The sequence below is a fragment of the Azospirillaceae bacterium genome (assembly GCA_028283825.1).
Classification (GTDB): domain Bacteria; phylum Pseudomonadota; class Alphaproteobacteria; order Azospirillales; family Azospirillaceae; genus Nitrospirillum.
Window position 1 is genome coordinate 2,577,747 of the sequence record JAPWJW010000003.1, and the last position, 21,465, is coordinate 2,599,211.

The following is a 21,465-nucleotide window of genomic DNA, read 5'->3' on the forward strand; positions in this document are numbered from 1 at the left end:
TCCATCCTGGGCGGAGGTTCCCCATGATCAAAAAGTTGATGCTGGTTTTTGGCCTTGTCGTCCTGCCGAGCTTGGCCGGGGCGGTGGACATGACGCCTGAGCAAATCAGGGCAACCCTGAATGCCAATGGAATGCCCAAGATGGTGGCGCTTTACGACAAAGGCTTGTTGGTCCTCGATACCAAGAACACGACCGTGAACATCATGCGGCTGACCAGCACCAGGGGAATATACAAGGATGCCGAGGCGGAAAACGCCATGTACTGGTATCGCGGCATGTCCTCTGCGGAGGCCAATACCTTCGTTGCCGGCGGTTCCAACAGCGTGGCCTGGCAGCAAAATTCCTATGTGGGAATCGCGCCGCAATACTCGTATGTGCAGAAGTATCTGACCAGCGCCGATCCGGGCGCGATCATAGAGTTTGGAACCGACAATGCCGGTTGGCTGTACACCCAGTGGTCGAAGGACCATCCGTGCAAGGTGAAGGCGGAAGGGGGTGGCACCTATGGCTTGGGCTATACCGGCAGCACGGCTTCCTGCAACCAGGGAACCACGGCGTATAAGCCGCCGATCCAAGGGTTGGGCCAGATATTCAATCCCTGGCTGGAGAAAAGCACTGTCAGGTCACAGGTGGTCTATGTCCTGGCTGACCGCAATAAATAACGGAACGGGGTGTTTGCGCACCCCGACGCCTGGCATCCGGGCGCCAGGGCCGTCAGGCTTCAGGTGCCGGCCGGATCCTCGATGAAGGCGATCAGGGGGGCCCAGTCCTGGCGCAGATCGGCCAGGCGCTTGGCCTTCTGGTCGAACAGGGTCAGGCCGGCGGCGGCTGCGTCGGGGTAGGCCTGGCTGTCGCGCAGGCGGGTCACCACGCGGTGGCCCACCGTGCCCAGGAAGGCGTCCAGCCGGTCGGCGGCGCGGGTGCGGGCGCGCACGCGGTTGCCCACCACCGCCACGGCCTTGCGGCTTTTGCGGATGGGCTTCAGCTCATCCAGCTTTTTCAGGAAGCGTTCGGTCGCCTGCTCATCAAAGGCGCCCGGCAGCAGGGGCAGGACCACCACGTCGGCCTCGCGCACCAGCTGTTCCACTTCCTTGGCCTTCAGGGCGGCCGGTGCGTCGATCACCAGCACATCGGTGCCCTTGGGCACGTCGCCGATCTCCTTGGTCCAGTCCAAGGCCGCGATGACCGGCGCCGTCACCGGGCGGCGGGCCAGCCAACCCAGCGACGACTTCTGCCGGTCGACATCGGCCAGCACCGTCTGTTTGCCCGTGGCGGCGAAGGCGGCGGCCAGGTGGGTGGCGACGGTGGTCTTGCCGACACCGCCCTTGATGTTGGCCACGAGGATGGAAAGCATGAGGCAGGTTCCTTAAGGCTTACGCGATTATTCTTCTACGCGACTTTCAGACGGGCGGGTGCGGCCAATGGTCGGCCGGGTCCCAGAAGGGCTCGGCGTCCAGGAAGTCCACCACCGCCTGGCACAGCGTCTCCTCCCCCGCGATCATCAGGGCGGCGTGCCAGCCCAGCACCAGGCCGGCGCCCATCTCCCATGCTTCATGCCCGGCCCAGCGCGTGGGGGCCAGGTCGGCGCGCAGGTCGCGGATCAGCCCGTCCATGGTGGCGACGTCGTTCAGGTGGCCCAGCGCGTCCTGAAGCGTGGACAGGCGGTCCAGATAGCGGCGCACGCCCTTCTGGCCGTACAGGCCCCGGAAGAAATCGACGGCGTAGCGCAGCTTTTTCAGGGCGATGCGCACGCCATGCCGGGCGGGCGCGTCCAGCCGGGCGAAATGGCGGCCACGCTTGGCGGCACGGTGGCGGTGGCGGGTGAGCACGGCGTCGGCGAAGGGCAGCAGCGGTTGCGCCAGCCAGGCCAGCCGCTCCGCCGGGGCCTCGTCGCGCCAGCAGCGCCCATCCACCCAGCGCCCCAGGGTCAGCAGCAGTTCGGTGTAACCGGGGCCGGAGACGGCGGCGCGCGCGGCGGCATGCCCGCGGGCACGGGCACCCTGGGCGGCGGCGGCCAGGTCGGCCAGGCTTTCCTGTTCCGGCAGGGCCTGGGCCGCCGGTGCCAGCAATTCCTCCAGGAACACATCCCAGGCGCGGGCGGGGCCCACGCTGTCGGCCAGGCCCTTCAGCGCCGCCTTCAGGCTGTCGCCCTGCGCCGGGGGCAGGATGGCGCGGAACAGGCTGAGGGCGGAGCGCAGGCGCCGCACCGCCACCCGCATCTGGTGCACGCCCACCGCGTCGCCGGCCAGTACGGCGGCCTCGTTCGCCGCCATGTGTTGCAGGCAGGCGCGGGCCACGCTGACCAGCGCGCCTTCGACCGTGTCCTCGGGTTTCAGCTCAAGCGGTGCCGCCTTGACGGCCTGGGGCGCTTGGGGAACGCCGTCGGCCAGGGCATAGCCGCGGTCCGCCTTGGTGCGCAGTTCCACACGCAGGGGGGACACGCGGTGCAGGGCCAGCGCCAGGTCGTACAGCACCCGCCGGTCCTGGCCGATGATCAGTTCCAGTTCCAGTTCGGCGATGGCTTCTTCCCGGCCGTCGGCGGTGCGGGTGACGCCCTGGTCGATCGCCACCTCCACCACCATGCCGGCACTCACCGGCACGGCGCGGGTCCAGCGCTTGACCTCATTGCTGAAGACGGGGGCCAGGCTGCGCAGATCGACGCCGTCCAGCAAGGCCAGGGCGCCCGCATCGGTGAAGGCCTGGGGCACCAGATGGCCGTCGGGCGCCGGTATCTCCCACTCCGACCGGGCCAGCGCCATGCCGCGCGCCGCCGCCGGGCCTTTCAGGGTTTGCAGCACCTTCGCCCCCTTGTGGCGCAGGCGCAGGCTGACGCCCCGGGCGCGCAAGGCCCCGTCCGGCGTATCGAAATAGGTGTTCAGCAGCGTCGTGGTGACGGCGCGGGCGCCCGCCAGCAGCGGGGCCGCCTTCAGCCGGGCCAGGCCATCCGGCGAGGCCGTCAGCTTCAGCTCGATCTCCTGCGGCGGATGCGGCTGTTCGGGCACGGTCGTCCCGTCCGCTGGCGGGGCGGCGGGGGCGATGGGCAGCGACGGGGATTCAGGCATGAGGTCGGGGTGTCCGGCTGGCGCGGGGGCGGCGGCCACCCCAAGCCCGTCAACGCTATAGGACGCCCCGGCTGCCGACAATATGGGTAAAGGTTAAAGACTTTTGACGGGTTGCATGAAGATGCCCTCAAGCGGCGGGCGCGGGCATCCGCCCGCTGGCTTCATCCTCGATTTCCAGTCCGCCTTCGGCTCCCCGTAAATCTCCGGCGCCCGCGGTCGCGGGCTTGTCGCTTCGCTCCGTCTGTCGGCGCCCGGCGCATGAGGGACGGCTAAAGCCGACCATGGCGCAGGATCAGGATGTTGAAGGCCAGGTGGACGGCCACGGTGCCCAGGAACCACAGGGTGCGGGCGCCGGAATTGCTGGCGCGCACGGCCCACAGTTGGCCGAAGGACAGCGCCACGTGCAGCAGGCTGGGGACGGAGCGGGCGATCAGCACGGCGCCCAGCGCCAGCAGCGGCGGCAGGCCCAGGGCCAGGCAGTGCGGATTGCCCGCCGCACACAACGGCAGCACGCCGCGCGCCAGCGCCCATACCGCGACACCCAGTTCCCAGGCCGCCCACGCGTATCCGGCGCTGATGGCCGCGCGGGTGTCGCGATGGCTGAGCGACAGCAGCAGATAGCGCCCGGCCTCCTCCACCAGGGCGCCCAGCAGCAGCAGGGCGGTGACGGGCCCCAGGTGCCCACCGGCCAGGCCCACGGCACCCAGATCGTGGCCGGCCCATTCCTCCATGGCGGTGACGCCGGGCAGGACCAGCAGGCCCGCCGCCAGCACGCGGCCCTCCAGCAGGCCCCGGCGCACCAGGGCCAAGGTCAGCAGGACCAGCAGCAGCAGGAACAGACCATAATAAATCACAGCGTTACCCCCATCGGCGGCGCTTGGGCCGCATCGATCATCACATGGGTGTAGCGGGGGGCGCTGTCCGGTTGCAACACCGTCCCGCCTATGCTTCCTTGGGCCCGGTCTTTTCGCCTTCCACCAAGCAATCCAAGGGCCGGGAACCAACACCATGACCTTCAAGACCCTAGACGACATCGCAGCATCCAGCCGCACCGTGCTGGTCCGCGCCGACCTCAACGTCCCGGTGCAGGATGGGCAGGTGTCCGACACCACCCGCCTGGACCGCCTGGTGCCCACGCTGAAGGAACTGGCGGCCAAGGGCGCCAAGGTGGTGGTGCTGTCGCACTTCGGCCGTCCCAAGAACGGCCCGGACGAGAAGAACTCCCTGCGCCAGGTGGTGCCGGCCCTGTCCAAGGCCCTGGGCGCACCGGTGGCCTTCGCCAGCGATTGCATCGGCAAGCCGGCGCAGGACGCCATCCGCGTCCTGGAAAAGGGTCAGGTGCTGGTGCTGGAAAACCTGCGCTTCCACGCCGGTGAGGAAAAGAACGACCCCGCCTTCGCCGCCGAACTGGCCAAGCTGGGCGACCTCTACGTCAACGACGCCTTCTCTGCCGCCCACCGTGCCCACGCCTCGACCGAGGCGCTGGCCCGCCTGCTGCCCGCCGCCGCCGGCCGCCTGATGCAGGCCGAACTGGTGGCCCTGGCCAAGGCGCTGGGCCAGCCGCAGCGCCCGGTGGCCGCCGTGGTCGGTGGTGCGAAGATCTCCACCAAGCTGGACCTGCTGCTGAACCTGGTGGGCAAGGTCGACATCCTGGCGCTGGGCGGCGGCATGGCCAACACCTTCCTGTTCGCCCAGGGCGTGGACGTCGGCGCCTCGCTGGCGGAAAAGGACATGGCCGACCAGGCCCGCGCCATCATGGCCCGCGCCGAAGCCGGCGGCTGCCGGATCCTGCTGCCCAAGGACGGGGCGGTGGCCAAGCAGTTCAAGGCCCACGCCCCGTCGCGCATCGCCGCCCCCGGCGACATCGCGGCGGATGAGATGATCCTGGATGCCGGCCCCGCCACCGTCGCCTACTATGGCGAGGCCCTGGCCGGCGCCAAGACCGTGGTGTGGAACGGCCCAATGGGCGCCTTCGAGATCGAGCCGTTCGACGCCGCCACCAACGCGGTGGCCAGGATCGTGGCCGACCTGACCAAGGCCGGCACGGTGCTGTCGGTCGCCGGCGGCGGCGACACGGTGGCGGCATTGGAGCATGCCGGCGTGGCCGACTCGTTCAGCTACATCTCCACCGCCGGCGGTGCCTTCCTGGAATGGCTGGAAGGCAAGGAACTGCCCGGCGTGAAGGCGCTAGAAGTGGCGGTCTGATTACATGAGGACCAGCAGCGGCATGGGGCAACCCGTGCCGCTGTAGGGCCCGACCGGGCCCGCCGGAACTTTTCGGGGAGCGTCAGCGGACTGAAAAGTGAGGATAGCCCAAGCCGCCGGATGGCGGCGCCCGGCGCTTGAGGGCGAACGAAACTACTTCCGCGCCTCTGCGAGGCCCTCGCGGGCCAGCTGGTCGGCGCGTTCGTTCTCGGGGTGGCCGTTGTGGCCGCGCACCCAGTGGAACACCACCTCGTGCCGGTCGGCCTGGTCGGACAGACGCTGCCACAGATCCACGTTCTTCACCGGCTTCTTGTCGGCGGTCAGCCAGCCCCGGGCGCGCCAGCCGTGGATCCATTTGGTGATGCCGTCGCGCAGGTACTGGCTGTCGGTGTGCAGATCCACCCTGACCGGCCGCTTCAGGTTTTCCAGCGCGCGGATGGCGGCCATCAATTCCATGCGGTTGTTGGTGGTGTCGGGCTCCCCGCCCTTCATTTCCTTTTCCGTGCCGTTCCAGCGCAGGATGGCGCCCCAGCCGCCGGGGCCGGGGTTGCCGCTGCAAGCACCGTCGGTGAAGATCTCGACGCGCGAACTGGCGGGCTTGGCGACGTCGCTCACGGATGGGTTTCCTGTGCGGGGGTGGAACAGAGGTCGGATGGGGACAGGCCGTAGTCGGCCAGGCTGCGGGCCTGCTGATGGAAGCGCAGCTTGTGCAAATATTCCAGCGGGTCCTTGCGTTTCACCATGGCGCCGGCCGGCGTGTTGACCCAGTCATACAGCCGTGTCAGCAGGAAACGCAGGGCGCTGCCGCGCGCCAGCAGGGGCAGGGCCGCCGCTTCCGCTTCCGTCAGCGGCCGCACCCGGGCGTAGCTGGTCAGCAGCAGGCGCGACTTGGTGACGTTGAAGGCGCCGTCGGGCTCGAAGCACCAGGCGTTCAGGCAGATGGCCAGGTCGTAGGCCAGCATGTCGGTGCAGGCGAAATAGAAGTCGATCAGGCCAGACAGGGCGCCGTCGCGGAAGAAGACGTTATCCGGGAACAGGTCGGCATGGATGATGCCCTGGGGCAGGGCGGGGCGGCCGTCGCGGCCGGGCCACAGCGCCGACAAGGCCGCCAGCTCATCCGCCAGCACGGCCTTCAGCCCCGGCTTCACGCCGTCGGCGCCGTCGCGCGTGGCCTCCACCAGGGTGCGCCAGCCGTCCAGCGACAGGGTGTTGGGGCGGGGCACGTCATAATCAGCACCGGCCAGGTGCAGGCGCGCCAGGGCGGTGCCGAGGCCGGCGCAATGCTCCGGCAGGATGCGGCGCGGCCACATGCCGGTCAGGAAGGTGACGATGACCGCCGGCCGGCCAGCCAGGGTGCGCAGCGCCTCGCCATCGCGGCCCGGCACCGGCTGGGGGCAGACGATGCCGCCCGCCGCCAGGTGGCGCATCAGGCCCAGGAAAAAGGGCAGGTCCGCCGGGTTCACCCGCTTTTCATACAGGGTCAGGATATAGGGGCCCTGGGTCGTCACCAGCAGGTAGTTGGAATTCTCCACCCCTTCGGCGATGCCCTTGCACGAGATCACCGCGCCGATCGCGTAATCGGCGACGAACGCGTGCAAATCCTCATCGGTGACTTCGGTATAGACGGCCATGCCCTGCGAGGTAGCGGGAAATCCGGCGCGGGTCAATGGCTGGCCGGCTGGGCGATGCCCGCTTTTTTCGAACCGCCGTCGTACGTCCGATGTCGCGTGGTGTGTTTCGCCACTTAATCGCTAAAACGCCCATGGCAATTGCCCGTCGCGACGAGCATCAGAAATCTTAATAAGGAAAATCAATGCGTTAGTGCGGGCGTCGGAAACTGGCACGGCGGTTGCTTTTAAGGGGACATGGCCGACACCGCCACCGGCGACCGGCCCCCGAGACAAACGACTTTCCTGACGGAGATTGAAATGACCGACATGACCATGAGCACCGGCCGCAGCTTCAACGCCGCCCAGGCCGGCTTTTCGCCCAAGGGCCTGATGCCCAACCTGCGCGACCTGCCGGTGCTGCTGGCCGCCGCACTGTTCGCCGTCGCCATCGTCAGCCTGTTCTAAGCATCGCCTGTTCACACCGCCTTCGCGCCACCGCCTTTAAGGACGCCTGCCATGGGACTGTTTTCCCGCCTCGGCGACATCATCGATGCCAACCTGAACGCCATGCTGGATCGTGCCGAGGATCCGGAACGGCTGATCGGCCTGGTCATCCAGGAGATGGAGGACACGCTGGTCGAGGTGCGCGCCGAAGCCGTGCGGTCCATGGCGCGGCGCAAGGAGCTGGAGGCCCGCTACCGTGACGTGGAGTTCGAGTTGCTGGAGTGGGACCGCAAGGCCGAGCTGGCGGTGACCAAGGGCCGCGAGGATCTGGCCCGGGGCGCCCTGGTGGCCAAGGCCCGCCTGGCCGATGCCGCCGATCCCATCCGCCGCGAAATCCAGGCCATCACCGACCTGCTGGCCAAGGGCGCCGACGATGTCGGCCGGCTGGAGGCCAAGCTGGCCGACGCGCGGACCCGCCAGGGCACCCTGCTGGCCCGTCATCGCAGCGCCACCAATCGCCTGCGCCTGCGCAGCCAGATCCACGACACCCGCCTGGATGAGGCGCTGTCCCACTACGGCAGCCTGCAGCGCGACATCGACATGCTGGAAAGCGAGGCCGAGGCCCTGGAACTGGGCCGGCAGCCGCGCGGCCTGGCCGCCGAGATCGATGCCCTGGCCGACGACAAGGTGACGGCGGAACTGGAAGCGCTGAAGGCCCGCGTGGCCGGCCGCAACCCAGTCTGATTTGAGCTTTCGGAACAACGGACCGCGCCCATCTTCGACCTGCGGTCCACCTTTGAACAGTGGAGGGGATCATGAGGAGCTTTGATCGTATTTCGGCCACCATGCGCCGCAACAAGCTGACCAAGGACCCGGGTCGCGCCGTCCTGTTCGGCGTCTGCGCCGGCCTGGCCCGCTACGCCGGCCTGCCCGTCACCCTCGTGCGTGTCCTGACCGTGCTCAGCCTGTTCTTCTTCGCAGGGACCACCCTGCTGGTCTACGCCGCGCTGGCCCTGGTGCTGGACAGCCAGTACGCCGACCGCGAGGATGTCTACGTCAGCCGCACGTCCTATCGCTACCGCTGGTAAGCGGTGCCTGATCGGACGGTTCGCGGGGAACCGTCCCGGCCGGCCCCCGACCGCCACCCTGGCGACCCGCGCTCATTTCAGCGCGACGGGCTTGGGGCAGGCGGCGGGGGCCGGCATCCTCGGGTGGGGCCGGCAGGTCGGTCTGGCCGACCCGCCGGTGTCAGGCGGCAGTGGCGCGATGCAGTTCGAGGATGGTGGCCAGCCCGGTCGTCCGGATGGTCAGGTCGTTCGTCCGTGGTTCCGGACGAAGGTAGGCGAGCCCGAAGCCGCCCCATACCTCATACTTGCCAGGGGCGCCGCCCGCGACCATCTGGCCGGGCACGAAGTCCAGATCCAGGTCGTGGACATAGGGGTTCGACGCCCACGGCGCGGACGACATGCCTTGGCGACAGGCCGGATTGCCGCTGTCATGCATCAGGATGACCATCGGTGCCCGCGGCCGGATGGTCAAAAGCACCTTAAGGTCGCGCAACACGCCCTCGGTGGAATGGTCGGCGTCCAGCAGGACGAAATCGGGGGTCAGGCCCTGGCCGTCCAGTTCCGCCAGCATGGATGCCAGCATCGTGTTGGAATCGCCGATGCGGATGTCGACATTGGCCGGCCTGGCAAAGCGTTCAGTGACCTGGGGGTCGATGTCCAGCGCCCAAACCTGTTCCGCGAACTGAGAAATCAGATTGAGGCTGCCGCCGTAAAAAATTCCGATTTCAAGCGCCACTTTGGGGCGCAACCGGGCCAGCAATCCCGTTAGCGCCATACGCTCAGACGGCAACATCTGCCAGTTCGTTGTCGGTATGTTCGGATAAAGGAAATGTTCAAAAGCTGCTGTCATGGCGCAACCTTATGATAATCGTCCGATTGAAAGCTATCATAGGTTCTTGGTCTCGCAGAGGGAAAATTGGCCACGAAGGCGGCATTTCCCCTCGCGAAATGGCTCTGGCGGAATGGAAGATAGTCCGGGTTGGTTGCCAAGCGCTTACATGACGGCGCCGTGTGCCAGGGGCCGATGGCCCGCTGGCGCTTGGCATGCCCTTACTCCGCCGCCGCCAGGCCGCGGGGCAGCTTGAAGGTGATGTTCTCCACCGCCGTCTGCACTTCCTCGATCTGGATGTCGTAGCGCTCGCGGCAGGCCTCGATGACCTCCTGCACCAGGATGTCGGGGGCCGAGGCGCCGGCGGTGATGCCCAGGACCTTGACGTTGTCCATCATGGACCAGTCGATCTGGGTGGCGCGCTGCACCAGCATGGAATTGGTGCAGCCGTGCTTGGCCGCCACTTCCACCAGGCGCATGGAGTTGGAGCTGTTGGGCGCCCCCAGCACCAGGATGGCGTCCGCCTTCTCGGCGATGGCCTTCACCGCCGTCTGGCGGTTGGTGGTGGCGTAGCAGATGTCTTCCTTGCGCGGGCCGGCGATGGCGGGGAAACGCGCCTTCAGGGCGGCCACGATCTGCACCGTGTCGTCCACCGACAGGGTGGTCTGGGTGACGAAGGCCAGGTTCAGGGGATCGCCCACCTCGACCGTGCGCACATCCTCTTCCGATTCCACCAGGATCACGGCACCCGCCGGCAGTTGGCCCATGGTGCCCACCACCTCCGGATGGCCGGCATGGCCGATCAAGATGATCTGGCGACCGTCGGCGTGATGACGCTCCGCCTCACGGTGGACCTTGGACACCAGGGGGCAGGTGGCATCGACATACATCAGGTGCCGGTTCTCCGCCTCGGCCGGGACCGACTTGGGCACGCCGTGGGCGGAGAAGACGACAGGGCGGCCGTCCGGCACCTCGTCCAGTTCTTCCACGAAGATGGCGCCCTTGGCTTCCAGGCCCTGCACGACGTAGCGGTTGTGCACGATCTCATGCCGGACATAGACGGGCGCGCCATACCGCTGCAACGCCACCTCCACGATCTGGATGGCGCGGTCCACGCCGGCGCAGAAACCGCGCGGCGAGGCCAGGAGGATATTGAGCGTGGGCTTGGTCATGGCGGTCAGGTCTACTCGTTCCGGAAGGGTTCCATGCGGGAACCGTTAAGGCGGTGCATCATAAATCGGCTTGTCAGGGGATCACTAGCGCCGATACGGGAGGCCCGCCACCATCATAAACGATGGCGCAGGCGATGACTTGTGCGTGTATGGCGGCTTCTCTATTGTCGCGGGGCCCCGACGCCGGCCGGCGTCCAACTCCAGACGAGCCCCGCTTCAATGAACATCCATACGGACGATAATATAGGTTCGCCCACCAGGAAAGGCACCCGCTCCCGGTTGGCCCTGCTTTTGGGGATGCCTCTCATGCTGTCGTTGGCGGCTTGCGCCAACAAGAACGTGGGCTATCGGCCGGGCTGCCCGACCGTGGCCATCGTCCGCGACGCCTCTTCGGTGGGCGTGCCGGGCGCCAACGGCCAGTTGGCCTACACCGCGGTGATGCCCAACATCCAGGGCCGCTGCGAGTATAGCGAGCAGGGCATTACGATAACCGAGGACCTGCGCGTGGGCGCCAGCACCGGCCCGGCCTTCGCCGGCGGCCCGCTGCCGCTGACCTACTTCGTCGCGGTGACCGACGCCGACCGCAAGATCCTGACCAAGCAGACCTACAACGTCACGCTGGATGTCAGCAGCGGCAGCGGCGGTTCGGTGGAACGCCTGACGCAGTTCATCCCGCTCAGTCCCGAGGTGGACGGCCGCTATTACGAGGTGCTGGTGGGCTTCCAGCTGACCCCGGAGCAGATGGAGGCCAACATCCGCCTGAACACCCGGCCGCCGGCGCCGCCGGTGCCGGCGGGCAAGTAACGGTACCTCGAGGTCATTCAGGGTCAAGGCCCGTCCATCCGGCAGGGGCGCCAGGGTGGATGGGTCAGGGGAGGGCGGGTCGCGGGGCAGCGGCCCGCCTTTACTTTTTGGCCAGCTTTACTTTCCGGGGTCCCCTGGATTAGGGTGCAAGTGCGAAGCTGATGACATCTCGCGGGAGAGACCGGCCCCGATTGGTGGCCGGCGCCGAAGGAGCAACCGCCCCCGGAAACTCTCAGGCAAAAGGACCGCGAGAAAGAAGCGCATCTGGAAAGCGGCACGGCCTTGATTCCGGCGCCATCCTGTTTGGGATGGGGCTGGGTGTTTCAGGCCAATGCCCACCGACGGAGTAAGCGGGTTTCCCCCGTGAATCTCTCAGGGTCCGGGACAGAGGGGGGCGAGCCCTGCATGGAATCCGTCCATGTGGGGGGTATCTCGTCCGCCAGGAGTCTCCCGGCCCCATGTCGTCCTCATCCGATTCGCCCATTCTCACCACGCCCCTGAACGCCCTGCACCGTAAGCTGGGGGCTAAAATGGTGCCCTTCGCCGGCTATGACATGCCGGTGCAGTATCCGCTGGGCGTGCTGAAGGAACATCTGCACACCCGCGAGAAGGCCGGCCTGTTCGACGTGTCGCACATGGGCCAGGTCATCCTGCGCGGCGACGGCGTGGTGGATGCCCTGGAAAAGCTGGTGCCCGGTGAGTTGAGGGCCCTGAAGCAGGGCCGCATCCGCTATAGCTTCTTCACCAACGACCAGGGCGGCATCCTGGACGATTTGATGATCGCCAACCGGGGCGACCATCTGTTCCTGGTGGTGAACGCCGCCTGCAAGGTGCCGGACATTGCCCACCTGACGGCGGGCCTGCCGGGCGTCGAGATCGAATATCTGGGCGATGACCGGGGCCTGCTGGCCCTGCAGGGCCCCGTGGCCGCCACCGTGCTGGCCCGCTTCATCCCCGATGTCGCCACCATGCCCTTCATGTCCATGGTCAGCGCTGACCTGAAGGGCATCCCCGTCACCATCGCCCGCTCCGGCTACACCGGTGAGGACGGGTATGAGATCGGCATCAATGCCGACCGTACCGAGGACGTGGCCCGCCTGCTGCTGGCGGAGCCCGAGGTGGCCGCCATCGGCCTGGGTGCCCGCGATAGCCTGCGGCTGGAGGCCGGCCTCTGCCTCTACGGCCACGACATCGACACCACCACCACCCCGGTGGAGGCCGGCCTGACCTGGGCCATCTCCAAGCGCCGGCGGGAGGAGGGGGGCTACCCCGGCGACGCCATCGTGCGCCGCCAGCTGGCCGAGGGTGCGACCCGCTACCGCGTCGGCATCCAGCCGGAAGGCCGTGCGCCCGCCCGTGAGCATACCGAAATCCAGGACGCCGCCGGCCAGACGGTGGGCGAGGTCACCTCCGGCGGCTTCGGGCCCAGCGCCAACGCCCCCGTCGCCATGGGATACGTCACCGCCGCCAACGCCGCCGTGGGCACGTCCCTGTCGCTGGTCGTGCGCGGCAAGCCGCTGCCGGCCAAGGTCGCCAGCCTGCCTTTCGTGCCGCAGCGCTACTACCGCGGCTGAACCAATTCCGGACCCGGAACGATCCAGAGTCCGCATCGATAAACGCCTTATTCAAGGATCAATGCCATGACCATCCGTTTTACCGAAGACCATGAGTGGATCAGCCTGGACGGCGATGTGGCCACCGTCGGCATCACCACCTTCGCCCAGGGCCAGCTGGGCGACGTGGTGTTCGTCGAGGTGCCCGAGGCCGGCCGCGCCCTGACCAAGGGCAAGGACGCCGCCGTCGTCGAGTCGGTGAAGGCCGCCAGCGAGGTCTACGCCCCGGTCGATGGCACCGTCGTGGAAGGCAACCAGGCGGTGGTGGACGACCCCTCGCTGGTCAACAGCGACCCGCAGGGCGCCGGCTGGTTCTTCAAGATGACCCTGAAGGACGCCACGGCGCTGGACGGCCTGATGGACCAGGCAGCCTACGACACCTTCGTGGAAGGTCAGCACTGATGCGTTACCTGCCCCTGACCGAGGCTGACCGGCAGGCGATGCTGGCCGCCATCGGCGCGCCGTCGGTGGACGCGCTGTTTGGCGACGTGCCGGTTGCCGCCCACCTGACGCAGCCCATCGCCGGCCTGGCGCCGCACCAGGGCGAGTTGCAGGTGGAGCGCGCGCTGGGCCGCCTGGCCGCCCGCAATGTCGCCGCCGGCAGCTGCCCCAGCTTCTTAGGAGCGGGCGCCTACCGCCACCACGTCCCGGCGGCGGTGGACCAGTTGCTGACGCGCGGTGAGTTCCTCACCAGCTACACGCCCTACCAGCCCGAGGTGACGCAGGGCACCCTGCAATACCTGTTCGAGTTCCAGACCCAGGTGGCGCTGATCACCGGCATGGATGTGGCCAACGCCTCCATGTACGACGGCGCCACGGCCTGTGCCGAGGCGGTGCTGATGGCCAACCGCGTCACGCGCCGCAATCGCGCCGTGCTGTCGGGCGGCTTGCACCCCCACTACCGTGAGGTCACGGCCACCACCACCGGCGTGCTGGGCGTGGACCTGGTGACCCTGCCGGCCGATCCCAAGGGGATCGAGGATCTGGTGGCGGCCATCGACGACAAGACGTCCTGCGTCGTCGTGCAGAACCCCACCCTGTTCGGCCACGTCGCCGACCTGACTGCGCTGGCCGAGGCCTGCCACGCCAAGGGCGCCCTGCTGATCGTGGCGGTGACCGAGGTGGTGAGCCTGGGCCTGATGCCCTCGCCCGGTTCCATGGGGGCCGACATCGTGGTGGCCGAGGGCCAGAGCATCGGCAACGGCCTGAACTTCGGCGGGCCCTACCTCGGCCTGTTCGCCACCCGCGACAAGTTCGTGCGCCAGATGCCCGGCCGCCTGTGCGGCGAGACGGTGGACGCCGACGGCAAGCGCGGCTTCGTGCTGACGCTGTCGACGCGTGAGCAGCACATTCGGCGTGAGAAGGCCACGTCCAACATCTGCACCAACTCCGGCCTGTGCGCGCTGGCCTTCACCATGCACCTGTCGCTGCTGGGCGAGGTGGGTTTCACCGGCCTGGCCCAACTGAACCACGCCAAGGCGGTGCAATTGGCGGATAAGCTGGCGGCGGCCGGTGTCACCGTGGTGAACCAGGGCTTCTTCAATGAGTTCACCATCCAGGTGACGGGTGATGCCGCGGCCGTGGTGGACACGCTGGCAGCCGAGCCCATCCTGGCCGGTGTGCCCGTTTCCCGCCTCCACCCGGCCCAGGCGGACCTCGCCGGCCTGCTGCTGGTGGCGGTGACCGAGACCACGACCGAAGACGACATGGACGCCCTGGTCCAGGCCCTGGGAGGAACGAAGTGATGAATACCCAAGGACGCAAGACCACGCCGGACGCGGAATCCGCGGCGGCCACCGATGTCGGCACTTACACCGGTAACCGCGCGCTGGTGCATGAAGAGGCGCTGATCTTCGAACTGGACAACCCCGGCGTCACCGGCGTGGACCTGGAGGCGGCCCCGGCCGTCACCAGCCGCCTGGGCGGCCTGAAGGCCCGCGACGCCATCGGCCTGCCCGGCCTGTCGGAGCCGACGGTGGTGCGCCACTACACGCGCCTTAGCCAGAAGAACTTCGGCATCGACAGCACCATGTACCCGCTGGGCTCGTGCACCATGAAGCACAACCCGCGCCTGAACGAGAAGCTGGCCCGCCTGCCCGGCTTCAGCGACATCCACCCCTTGCAGCCGCAATCCACGGTGCAGGGTGCGCTGGAGCTGATCGACCAGCTGGCCCATTGGCTGAAGACCCTGACCGGCATGCCGGCGGTGGCCATGTCGCCGGCCGCCGGCGCGCATGGTGAGCTGTGCGGCCTGATGGCCATCCGCGCCGCCTTGCAGGCCCGGGGTGAGAGCAGCCGCACCCGCGTGCTGGTGCCGGAGTCGGCGCACGGCACCAACCCGGCCACGGCGGCCTTCTGCGGCTTCACCGTCGATGCCATCCCGGCGGAGGCCAACGGCCGCGTGAGCGTGGCGGCGGTGAAGGCCAAGCTGGGCCCCGACGTCGCCTGCATCATGCTGACCAACCCCAACACCTGCGGCCTGTTCGAGCCGCAGGTGAAGGAGATCGCCGACGCAGTGCATGCCGCCGGCGGCTATTTCTACTGCGACGGCGCCAACTACAACGCCATCGTCGGCCGGGTGCGCCCGGCGGACCTGGGCGTGGACGCCATGCACATCAACCTGCACAAGACCTTCTCCACCCCGCACGGCGGTGGCGGCCCGGGTTCCGGCCCGGTGGTCCTGTCGGACGCGCTGGCCCCCTACGCCCCGCTGCCCTATGTGGTGCACGGGACCGATGGCTTCCGCCTGGTGGAGCATGAGGGCGAGGTCGAGGGCGGCAACCAGCCGTTCGGCCGCCTGAAGGCCTTCCACGGTCAGATGGGCATGTTCGTCCGCGCGCTGGCCTACATCCTCAGCCACGGCGCCGACGGCCTGCGCCAGGCCTCCAGCGATGCCGTGCTGAACGCCAACTATATCAAGGCGCGGCTGCAGGACCTGATGACTGTGCCGTTCGACGGCTACTGCATGCATGAGGCCCTGTTTGACGACCGCTTCCTGAAGGACACCGGCGTCACCACCCTCGACTTCGCCAAGGCGATGATCGATGAGGGCTTCCATCCCATGACCATGTACTTCCCCCTGGTCGTGCACGGCGCCTTCCTGATCGAGCCGACGGAGACCGAGTCCAAGGCCACCATCGACCAGTTCGTCGGCGCGATGCGGCACCTGGCGGGCAAGGCCAAGGCGGGCGATGCCGCCCACTTCCTGGCCGCCCCCCGCTACACCCCGCGCCGACGCCTGGATGAGACCGCTGCGGCGCGCAAGCCAGTCCTGCGCTGGTTGCCGCCCGCGGCATAAGGATAGGTCGGGGGCCTGGACCGGCACCCCGGCGAATGGTTGGGGAAGGGGCGGAAACTCCAGGGTTTCCGCCCTTTTCTTTTGGGCGGGTCAAGGATTGTGACGGCTTAATCCTGTCGGCGATGCACGGGTTGCAGCGCACACAAATCCGCATTGCCCCAGGGGGGTCTAGCTTCCATCGCAATTTCGGCCAAATGTCCCGTCATCAATAACGACGGCGGCCGATCCGGGCCGCTCCTTCCGCCGGGACACCGCCCCCAAATGATGACCACCACGTGCTTGCCCAGGGTTGAAATCGCCCGCCTGCGCCGTCCGGCGTTGCAGGCCTCGGGCTGGCATGGTCATGGGCCTGGGCGTCCTGTCGCTGCCCATTCCCGGGCCGGTGTCCACGCCCCTGGTGGTGATGGGCGGCTTGCTGGTGCTGCGCAACTCCGTCTCCGCCCGTCGGCATTATGTCCGCGCCCGCGACCACGCCCCGCGCCTGGTCCGCCCGCTGTTCGGCCGCTTCGACGCCTGGCGCCACCGTCACCGTTCCCGCGTCCACGTCGCTGTCCCGGCCCTGCCGGTGCCGGCCGCCGTGATCGCCGCCAACGACGTGGCCGCCAACGATGTCATGGGCACCGCCCCCTCGGCCCTGGCCATCGCCGGCCTGGCCTTCCAGGCGCCGGTCGGCCAGGCCTGAGTTTCTCCCCAAACCATCTTTGAAGGCCGCCCGCTGTTTAGCTGGCGGCCTTTTCCATTTGGACTTCACCCTTACTCGATTGACCTCCGTCCCGCCTTGGCGCATCACGCGAATAAGGGCTGTGACGGCCCGCCCAAGCGGAGGGAATGCCAGGTGCGATCAGGTAACGCCATCCTGTCGGGGTACGGGACCACCATCTTCGAGGCCATGTCGCGGCTGGCGGGCACGCACGACGCCATCAACCTGGGCCAGGGCTTTCCCGACGACCGGGGGGCGGAGGATGTGCTGCAGGTGGCCGCCCGGGCGCTGCTGGAGGGCAACAACCAGTATCCGCCCATGATGGGCCTGCCGGCGCTGCGCCAGGCCGTGGCGGCCCACGCCGCGCGGTTCTATGGCCTGTCGGTGGATTGGGAGCGGGAGGTGATGGTCACCTCCGGCGCCACCGAGGCGCTGGGCGCCTGCCTGTTCGGCCTGATCGAGCCGGGCGATGAGGTCGTGCTGTTCCAGCCGCTGTACGACAGCTACGTCCCCATCATCCGCCGCGCCGGCGGCATCCCCCGCTTCGTGCCCCTGCGGCCGCCCGGCTGGACCTTCGATCCCGATGAGCTGGCGGCGGCCTTCGGGCCGCGCACCAAGCTGGTGGTGCTGAACAACCCCCTGAATCCGGCGGCCAAGGTGTGGTCGGCGGATGAGCTGGCGCTGCTGGCCCGGTTGGTGGTGGAGCACGACTGCTACGCCGTTTGCGATGAGGTCTATGAGCACCTGGTGTTCGATGGCCGCCGGCACGTGCCGCTGATGGCCATGCCCGGCATGCGCGACCGCAGCTTGCGCATCGGGTCGGCCGGCAAGACCTTTTCCCTGACGGGCTGGAAGGTGGGCTACGTCACGGCCGCCCCCGCCCTGTTGCAGCCGGTGGCCAAGGCCCACCAGTACCTGACCTTCGCCACCCCGCCCAATTTGCAGGCGGCCGTGGCGTACGGCCTGGCCAAGGACGATTCCTATTTCGGCCTGCTGGCGGCGGGGCTGGCGGCCAAGCGTGACCGGCTGTCGGCGGGCCTGGTCTCGGTCGGCCTGCCCGTGCTGCCGTCGGAAGGGACGTATTTCGTGGTGGCGGATATCACGGACGCACCCGGCCGCCGCGTGGGCGAGGATGACGCCGCCTTCTGCCGGCGCCTGACGGTGGAGGCCGGCGTCGCCGCCATCCCGGTCAGCGCCTTTTATGAGCAGGACGCGCCCACCCATCTCATCCGCTTCTGCTTTTCCAAGCAGGACGCCATCCTGGACGCGGCGGTGTCGCGGCTGCGGGCGTTTTTCGGGAGCTGATGAGGCGGTGGCTGCCGCCGGCCGACGCTTAAGGGCGCGCGTAAAACCTTAACCCACGATGTGCAGGCTGCGGCGGCGGGGCAGGTTGAAGGCGCTGCCGACCAGCAGGCGGTTCACCTTGCCGTCAGCGCCGCCCAGGGGCAGCGCCAGGATGTCGGCGGAGGGGAGGCCCAGCTCGGTGGCGGCGGGCAGGGCGCGGGTCTGGGGCAGGCCGCTGTCGGCGCACCGGCGCAGCAGTTCCGCGAACGGGACGGCGTTGGGGGAGGGGGGCAGGTCTTCCAGCTGGCGGCCGGTGGCGTCGCGGCGCAGCCACAGCACATAGTCGGTGCCCACCCAATGAACCGTGAATGCCATAAAATTAGGCGCCACATCGACCAGCATCAGGCCGCCGGGGGCGACGGGCAGGTCGACGATTTCAATCTCGGCGCTGTTGGGAAAGGCGCGGTCACGGCGCACGATATCCCAATAGTCATGCAGTAAACGCAGATTGGCATCCGCGATTTGCAAGGGAAAGCGGGTGACTATGTTGGTGTCGCGAGCAACAGGACCAGTCATGGACGTCTCTCCATCCGCACAGTTCTTCTGAGACGGCGTCCAGGCATGCGGGAGCCTGCGCTTAGGCCCGGGATGGACGCAAAACGGCAATGGTCCGTTCCCATCCCGGCGTGGAATGCGAAACGGTTGGTATGTGTCAGGCAAATAAACCAGAAACGCCCGGGGCGCGGTTTCCGCGTTTTTCCCAGGCCTAGCCAAAAGGGCTAAATAAAAGGGACTAGTTAAAAAAACTGCCGGTAAGTCGAAGACTTACCGGCGAGTTGAACAGGGAGGCTTCACGTCTGGGAGACGTTGGGCCCGAAGGCCCACCCCCGGACGGGCATCCGGGGGGAAACATCAGATGCTGCAACGCAACATCTGATGGCCTAATATTTAATCTTTTGATGCCCCGTTTAAAGGCACAATCACCCGTCTCAGCTATGCGCTGGGCGCATGCGTTGCGGGGAAGGTTTCTGCGACCTTCTTAACGAGAAAGTCACGGAAGACCGCGATGCGCTTGGAGTGACGCAGTTCCTCGGCATAGACGAAATAGGCGTCGATGCGCGGGCCCGTCACGTCCGGCAGGATGCGGACCAGGTCGGGGTTGCTTTCGGAGATGATGTAGTCGGGGATGGCCGCGATACCCAGGCCGCTCTCCACCGCCTTGTACAGGGCGTACAGGCTGTTGACACGGAAGATGGTGTCGCGCTCGCCGCCGGGCGGGTCGCCCAGGGCCAGCAGCCAGTTGATGTTGGGCACCGGCGCCTTGGCGTCCGACGGATAGGCGATCAGATCGTGCTTCTGCAGATCCTCCACCGTTTCCGGGGTGCCGCGCTTTTCCAGGTACGTGCGGTGGCCGTACAGGTGGGTGCGCACCGTCATCAGGTGGCGCTGGATCAGGTCGGGCTGGCGCGGCGGCACCATGCGGATGGCGATGTCCGCCTCGCGCATGGACAGGTCCAGCTCGTTATCGTCCAGCAGCAGCGTCAACTGCACGTCCGGGTAGATCGACAGGAATTCCCGGATGCGCGGGGTCAGCCACGTGGACCCGAAGGCGACGGTGGTCGTCACCTTCAGCGGGCCCTTCGGATGCTCCTTGCTTTCCGAAAGCATCGCCTCTGTCATCGACAGCTTGGCGAACACCTCACGGGCGGTGCGGTACAGCAACTCGCCCTGCTCGGTGAGGATGAGGCCGCGGGCGTGGCGATGGAACAGCGGCACATGGAGGCTTTCCTCCAAAGCGCTGATCTGCCGGCTGACGGCTGATTGGCTAAGGTTCAGGGTTTCACCGGCATGCGTGAAGCTGCCGGCCTCCGCCACCGCGTGGAAAACGCGAAGCTTGTCCCAATCCATTCCCGGTCCTTATGCGTCAAAGACGTTGCGATCCCGGTGTGGGACCGTCTGGAAATGACGGCCTCAAGCGGGCCGCCATGCAAAGAATATATACCCAGCTTGTCCAAGACGCTACCGATTGTGGGTGTCCACACGGTTAGGCCATAGGATGATATGGCGTTTTACCGCCACAGCGTGCCGTTTTGGCAACGCTCCGAAGCTGAAATCGACAGATCCGGACTTGAGCAAGTCCAAAGGGTTGCGGCCCCGGAATGGACTTTGGGTCCATCCAGGGGCCGCAACGCAATTTCGGGGCCGTTTGCGGCGCCCGCTACATTTTTTTTCAGTGACCGCCCAAGAAGCGTTCGGCCTCCAGTGCTGCCATGCAGCCCATGCCGGCGGCGGTGACGGCCTGGCGGAACACCTTGTCCTTCACGTCACCGGCGGCGAACACGCCGGGCACGCTGGTGCGGGTGCTGTCCGGGGCGGTGATGACATAGCCTTCCTCGTCCAGATCCACGTGGCCCTTGAACAGGGCCGTCGCCGGGTCATGGCCGATGGCGACGAACACGCCGTCCAGCGGCAGCTCACGCGTCTCGCCGGTACCGGTGTGGGTCAGCGCCAGGCCGGTGGCCTGCTTGGGGTTGTTGAAGTCGAAGCCGCCGTCCGGTGCCCCGCCCTTGCCCAGTACCTGGTCCACCTTGTGGTTCCACAGCACCTCGATCTTCGGGTTGGCGAAGACGCGGTCGTGCAGGATCTTCTCACCGCGGAAGCTGTCGCGGCGGTGGACCAGCGTGACCTTGGACGCGTGGTGGGTCAGGTACAGCGCCTCCTCCAGCGCGGTGTTGCCGCCGCCGATCACCGCCACTTCCTTGCCCCGGAAGAAGAAGCCGTCGCAGGTGGCGCAGGCCGAGACGCCGGCGCCCTGGTACTCCTGCTCACCGGGCACACCCAGCCAGCGCGCCTGGGCGCCGGTGGCGATGACCACCGTGTCGGCCACGAACTCATCACCGCTGTCGGCCTTGCACACGAAGGGGCGCTGGCTGAAATCGACCGAGGTGATGACGTCGTAGACCAGGGTGGTGCCCACATGCTCCGCCTGCTGGCGCATCTGCTCCATCAGGTCGGGGCCCTGCACCGCCTGGGCGAAGCCCGGGTAGTTCTCCACCTCCGTGGTGATCATCAACTGCCCGCCCGGCTGCATGCCCTGCACCAGGATGGGCTGGAGGTTGGCGCGGGCGGCGTAGATGCCGGCGGTGTAGCCGGCGGGACCGCCGCCGATGATCAGGACCTTGGTGCGATGGGTGGTCATGGGAACTGTTCCTGGCGGGGACGGGGCCCCACTGGATTGGGGGCCGAACCATCGCCGCCCTCTAGATATGGTGGGGTGGGCGTCAAAATGCATCCAGGGTGGGGACGATAGCGGCAAGCGGGCCCGGGCTCAACGTCCGACGTCACAGATGGATCCGCGATGGCGGTCCGCACATTGG

At 67.6% G+C, this 21,465-nt stretch carries 22 protein-coding genes and 1 riboswitch; of the genes, 12 read left to right on the forward strand and 10 right to left on the reverse strand.

The genetic code is table 11. The features are described from left to right. Nucleotides 1-23: 23 nt before the first annotated feature. Nucleotides 24-662, forward strand: a complete 639-nt coding sequence (locus PW843_23855; GenBank protein MDE1149598.1) for a hypothetical protein — start codon at nt 24-26, stop codon at nt 660-662. 59 nt (nt 663-721) lie between these two features. On the opposite strand, the gene PW843_23860 is transcribed toward PW843_23855, so the two are convergent. The 3 genes from PW843_23860 to PW843_23870 all read right to left on the reverse strand — a co-directional run bounded on the left by PW843_23860 (nt 722) and on the right by PW843_23870 (nt 3,916). Further along, on the reverse strand, nt 722-1,354 hold the full coding sequence (locus PW843_23860) for a ParA family protein (protein ID MDE1149599.1): 633 nt from the start codon (nt 1,352-1,354) through the stop codon (nt 722-724). Between the two features lie 46 nt (nt 1,355-1,400). After that, nucleotides 1,401-3,062 carry a CHAD domain-containing protein gene (locus tag PW843_23865; GenBank protein MDE1149600.1) on the reverse strand — a complete coding sequence of 554 codons (1,662 nt, stop codon included), beginning with the start codon at nt 3,060-3,062 and terminating at the stop codon, nt 1,401-1,403. Between the two features lie 269 nt (nt 3,063-3,331). Next, a complete protein-coding gene (locus PW843_23870; GenBank protein MDE1149601.1) occupies nt 3,332-3,916 on the reverse strand; it encodes a hypothetical protein in 585 nt (194 codons plus the stop codon). A 154-nt stretch (nt 3,917-4,070) separates the two neighbouring features. On the opposite strand from PW843_23870, the gene PW843_23875 reads away from it, so the two are divergent. Continuing rightward, nucleotides 4,071-5,267 (forward strand): phosphoglycerate kinase, encoded by a 1,197-nt coding sequence (locus tag PW843_23875; GenBank protein MDE1149602.1) that lies wholly within the window; start codon nt 4,071-4,073, stop codon nt 5,265-5,267. 153 nt (nt 5,268-5,420) lie between these two features. On the opposite strand, the gene rnhA is transcribed toward PW843_23875, so the two are convergent. Continuing rightward, nucleotides 5,421-5,882, reverse strand: coding sequence for a ribonuclease HI (gene rnhA / locus PW843_23880; protein ID MDE1149603.1), 462 nt, complete (start codon nt 5,880-5,882; stop codon nt 5,421-5,423). After that, on the reverse strand, nt 5,879-6,898 hold the full coding sequence (locus PW843_23885) for a homoserine kinase (protein ID MDE1149604.1): 1,020 nt from the start codon (nt 6,896-6,898) through the stop codon (nt 5,879-5,881). Before PW843_23885 ends, rnhA begins: the two co-directional genes overlap by 4 nt. 234 nt (nt 6,899-7,132) lie before the next feature. On the opposite strand from PW843_23885, the gene PW843_23890 reads away from it, so the two are divergent. The 3 genes from PW843_23890 (at nt 7,133) to PW843_23900 (ending at nt 8,409) form a co-directional block, all read left to right on the forward strand. After that, the gene (locus tag PW843_23890; GenBank protein ID MDE1149605.1) at nt 7,133-7,342 is read left to right on the forward strand and encodes a hypothetical protein; all 210 of its coding nucleotides are present in this window, start codon (nt 7,133-7,135) and stop codon (nt 7,340-7,342) included. A gap of 51 nt (nt 7,343-7,393) precedes the next feature. After that, nucleotides 7,394-8,065, forward strand: a complete 672-nt coding sequence (locus PW843_23895) for a PspA/IM30 family protein (protein ID MDE1149606.1) — start codon at nt 7,394-7,396, stop codon at nt 8,063-8,065. Between the two features lie 71 nt (nt 8,066-8,136). Beyond that, nucleotides 8,137-8,409 (forward strand): PspC domain-containing protein, encoded by a 273-nt coding sequence (locus PW843_23900; protein ID MDE1149607.1) that lies wholly within the window; start codon nt 8,137-8,139, stop codon nt 8,407-8,409. A 160-nt stretch (nt 8,410-8,569) separates the two neighbouring features. Here PW843_23900 and PW843_23905 read toward each other — a convergent pair whose 3' ends face one another. Next, complete coding sequence (locus PW843_23905; GenBank protein ID MDE1149608.1) at nt 8,570-9,238, reverse strand: class I SAM-dependent methyltransferase; 669 nt, start codon at nt 9,236-9,238, stop codon at nt 8,570-8,572. Nucleotides 9,239-9,438: 200 nt separating this feature from the next. Further along, a complete protein-coding gene (gene ispH, locus PW843_23910) occupies nt 9,439-10,389 on the reverse strand; it encodes a 4-hydroxy-3-methylbut-2-enyl diphosphate reductase (protein ID MDE1149609.1) in 951 nt (316 codons plus the stop codon). Between the two features lie 306 nt (nt 10,390-10,695). On the opposite strand from ispH, the gene PW843_23915 reads away from it, so the two are divergent. The 7 genes from PW843_23915 to PW843_23945 all read left to right on the forward strand — a co-directional run bounded on the left by PW843_23915 (nt 10,696) and on the right by PW843_23945 (nt 18,109). Then, a complete protein-coding gene (locus PW843_23915; GenBank protein MDE1149610.1) occupies nt 10,696-11,193 on the forward strand; it encodes a hypothetical protein in 498 nt (165 codons plus the stop codon). 162 nt (nt 11,194-11,355) lie between these two features. Next, nucleotides 11,356-11,451: riboswitch (glycine riboswitch) on the forward strand. 200 nt (nt 11,452-11,651) lie between these two features. After that, on the forward strand, nt 11,652-12,767 hold the full coding sequence (gene gcvT, locus PW843_23920) for a glycine cleavage system aminomethyltransferase GcvT (GenBank protein ID MDE1149611.1): 1,116 nt from the start codon (nt 11,652-11,654) through the stop codon (nt 12,765-12,767). Nucleotides 12,768-12,833: 66 nt separating this feature from the next. Beyond that, a complete protein-coding gene (gcvH, locus tag PW843_23925; protein ID MDE1149612.1) occupies nt 12,834-13,208 on the forward strand; it encodes a glycine cleavage system protein GcvH in 375 nt (124 codons plus the stop codon). After that, nucleotides 13,208-14,551: an aminomethyl-transferring glycine dehydrogenase subunit GcvPA gene (gene gcvPA, locus PW843_23930; protein MDE1149613.1), complete on the forward strand. Its 1,344-nt coding sequence runs from the start codon at nt 13,208-13,210 to the stop codon at nt 14,549-14,551. The genes gcvH and gcvPA overlap by 1 nt, the downstream gene beginning before the upstream one ends. Next, complete coding sequence (gene gcvPB / locus PW843_23935) at nt 14,551-16,104, forward strand: aminomethyl-transferring glycine dehydrogenase subunit GcvPB (GenBank protein MDE1149614.1); 1,554 nt, start codon at nt 14,551-14,553, stop codon at nt 16,102-16,104. The genes gcvPA and gcvPB overlap by 1 nt, the downstream gene beginning before the upstream one ends. A 337-nt stretch (nt 16,105-16,441) precedes the next feature. Continuing rightward, the gene (locus PW843_23940) at nt 16,442-16,786 is read left to right on the forward strand and encodes a hypothetical protein (GenBank protein ID MDE1149615.1); all 345 of its coding nucleotides are present in this window, start codon (nt 16,442-16,444) and stop codon (nt 16,784-16,786) included. Between the two features lie 153 nt (nt 16,787-16,939). After that, a complete protein-coding gene (locus PW843_23945; protein ID MDE1149616.1) occupies nt 16,940-18,109 on the forward strand; it encodes an aminotransferase in 1,170 nt (389 codons plus the stop codon). A gap of 48 nt (nt 18,110-18,157) precedes the next feature. On the opposite strand, the gene PW843_23950 is transcribed toward PW843_23945, so the two are convergent. The 3 genes from PW843_23950 to trxB all read right to left on the reverse strand — a co-directional run bounded on the left by PW843_23950 (nt 18,158) and on the right by trxB (nt 21,287). Continuing rightward, nucleotides 18,158-18,664, reverse strand: coding sequence for a hypothetical protein (locus PW843_23950; protein ID MDE1149617.1), 507 nt, complete (start codon nt 18,662-18,664; stop codon nt 18,158-18,160). Between the two features lie 417 nt (nt 18,665-19,081). Continuing rightward, nucleotides 19,082-19,996 carry a LysR family transcriptional regulator gene (locus PW843_23955; GenBank protein MDE1149618.1) on the reverse strand — a complete coding sequence of 305 codons (915 nt, stop codon included), beginning with the start codon at nt 19,994-19,996 and terminating at the stop codon, nt 19,082-19,084. A gap of 322 nt (nt 19,997-20,318) precedes the next feature. After that, nucleotides 20,319-21,287: a thioredoxin-disulfide reductase gene (gene trxB, locus PW843_23960; GenBank protein ID MDE1149619.1), complete on the reverse strand. Its 969-nt coding sequence runs from the start codon at nt 21,285-21,287 to the stop codon at nt 20,319-20,321. Nucleotides 21,288-21,465: the final 178 nt, after the last annotated feature.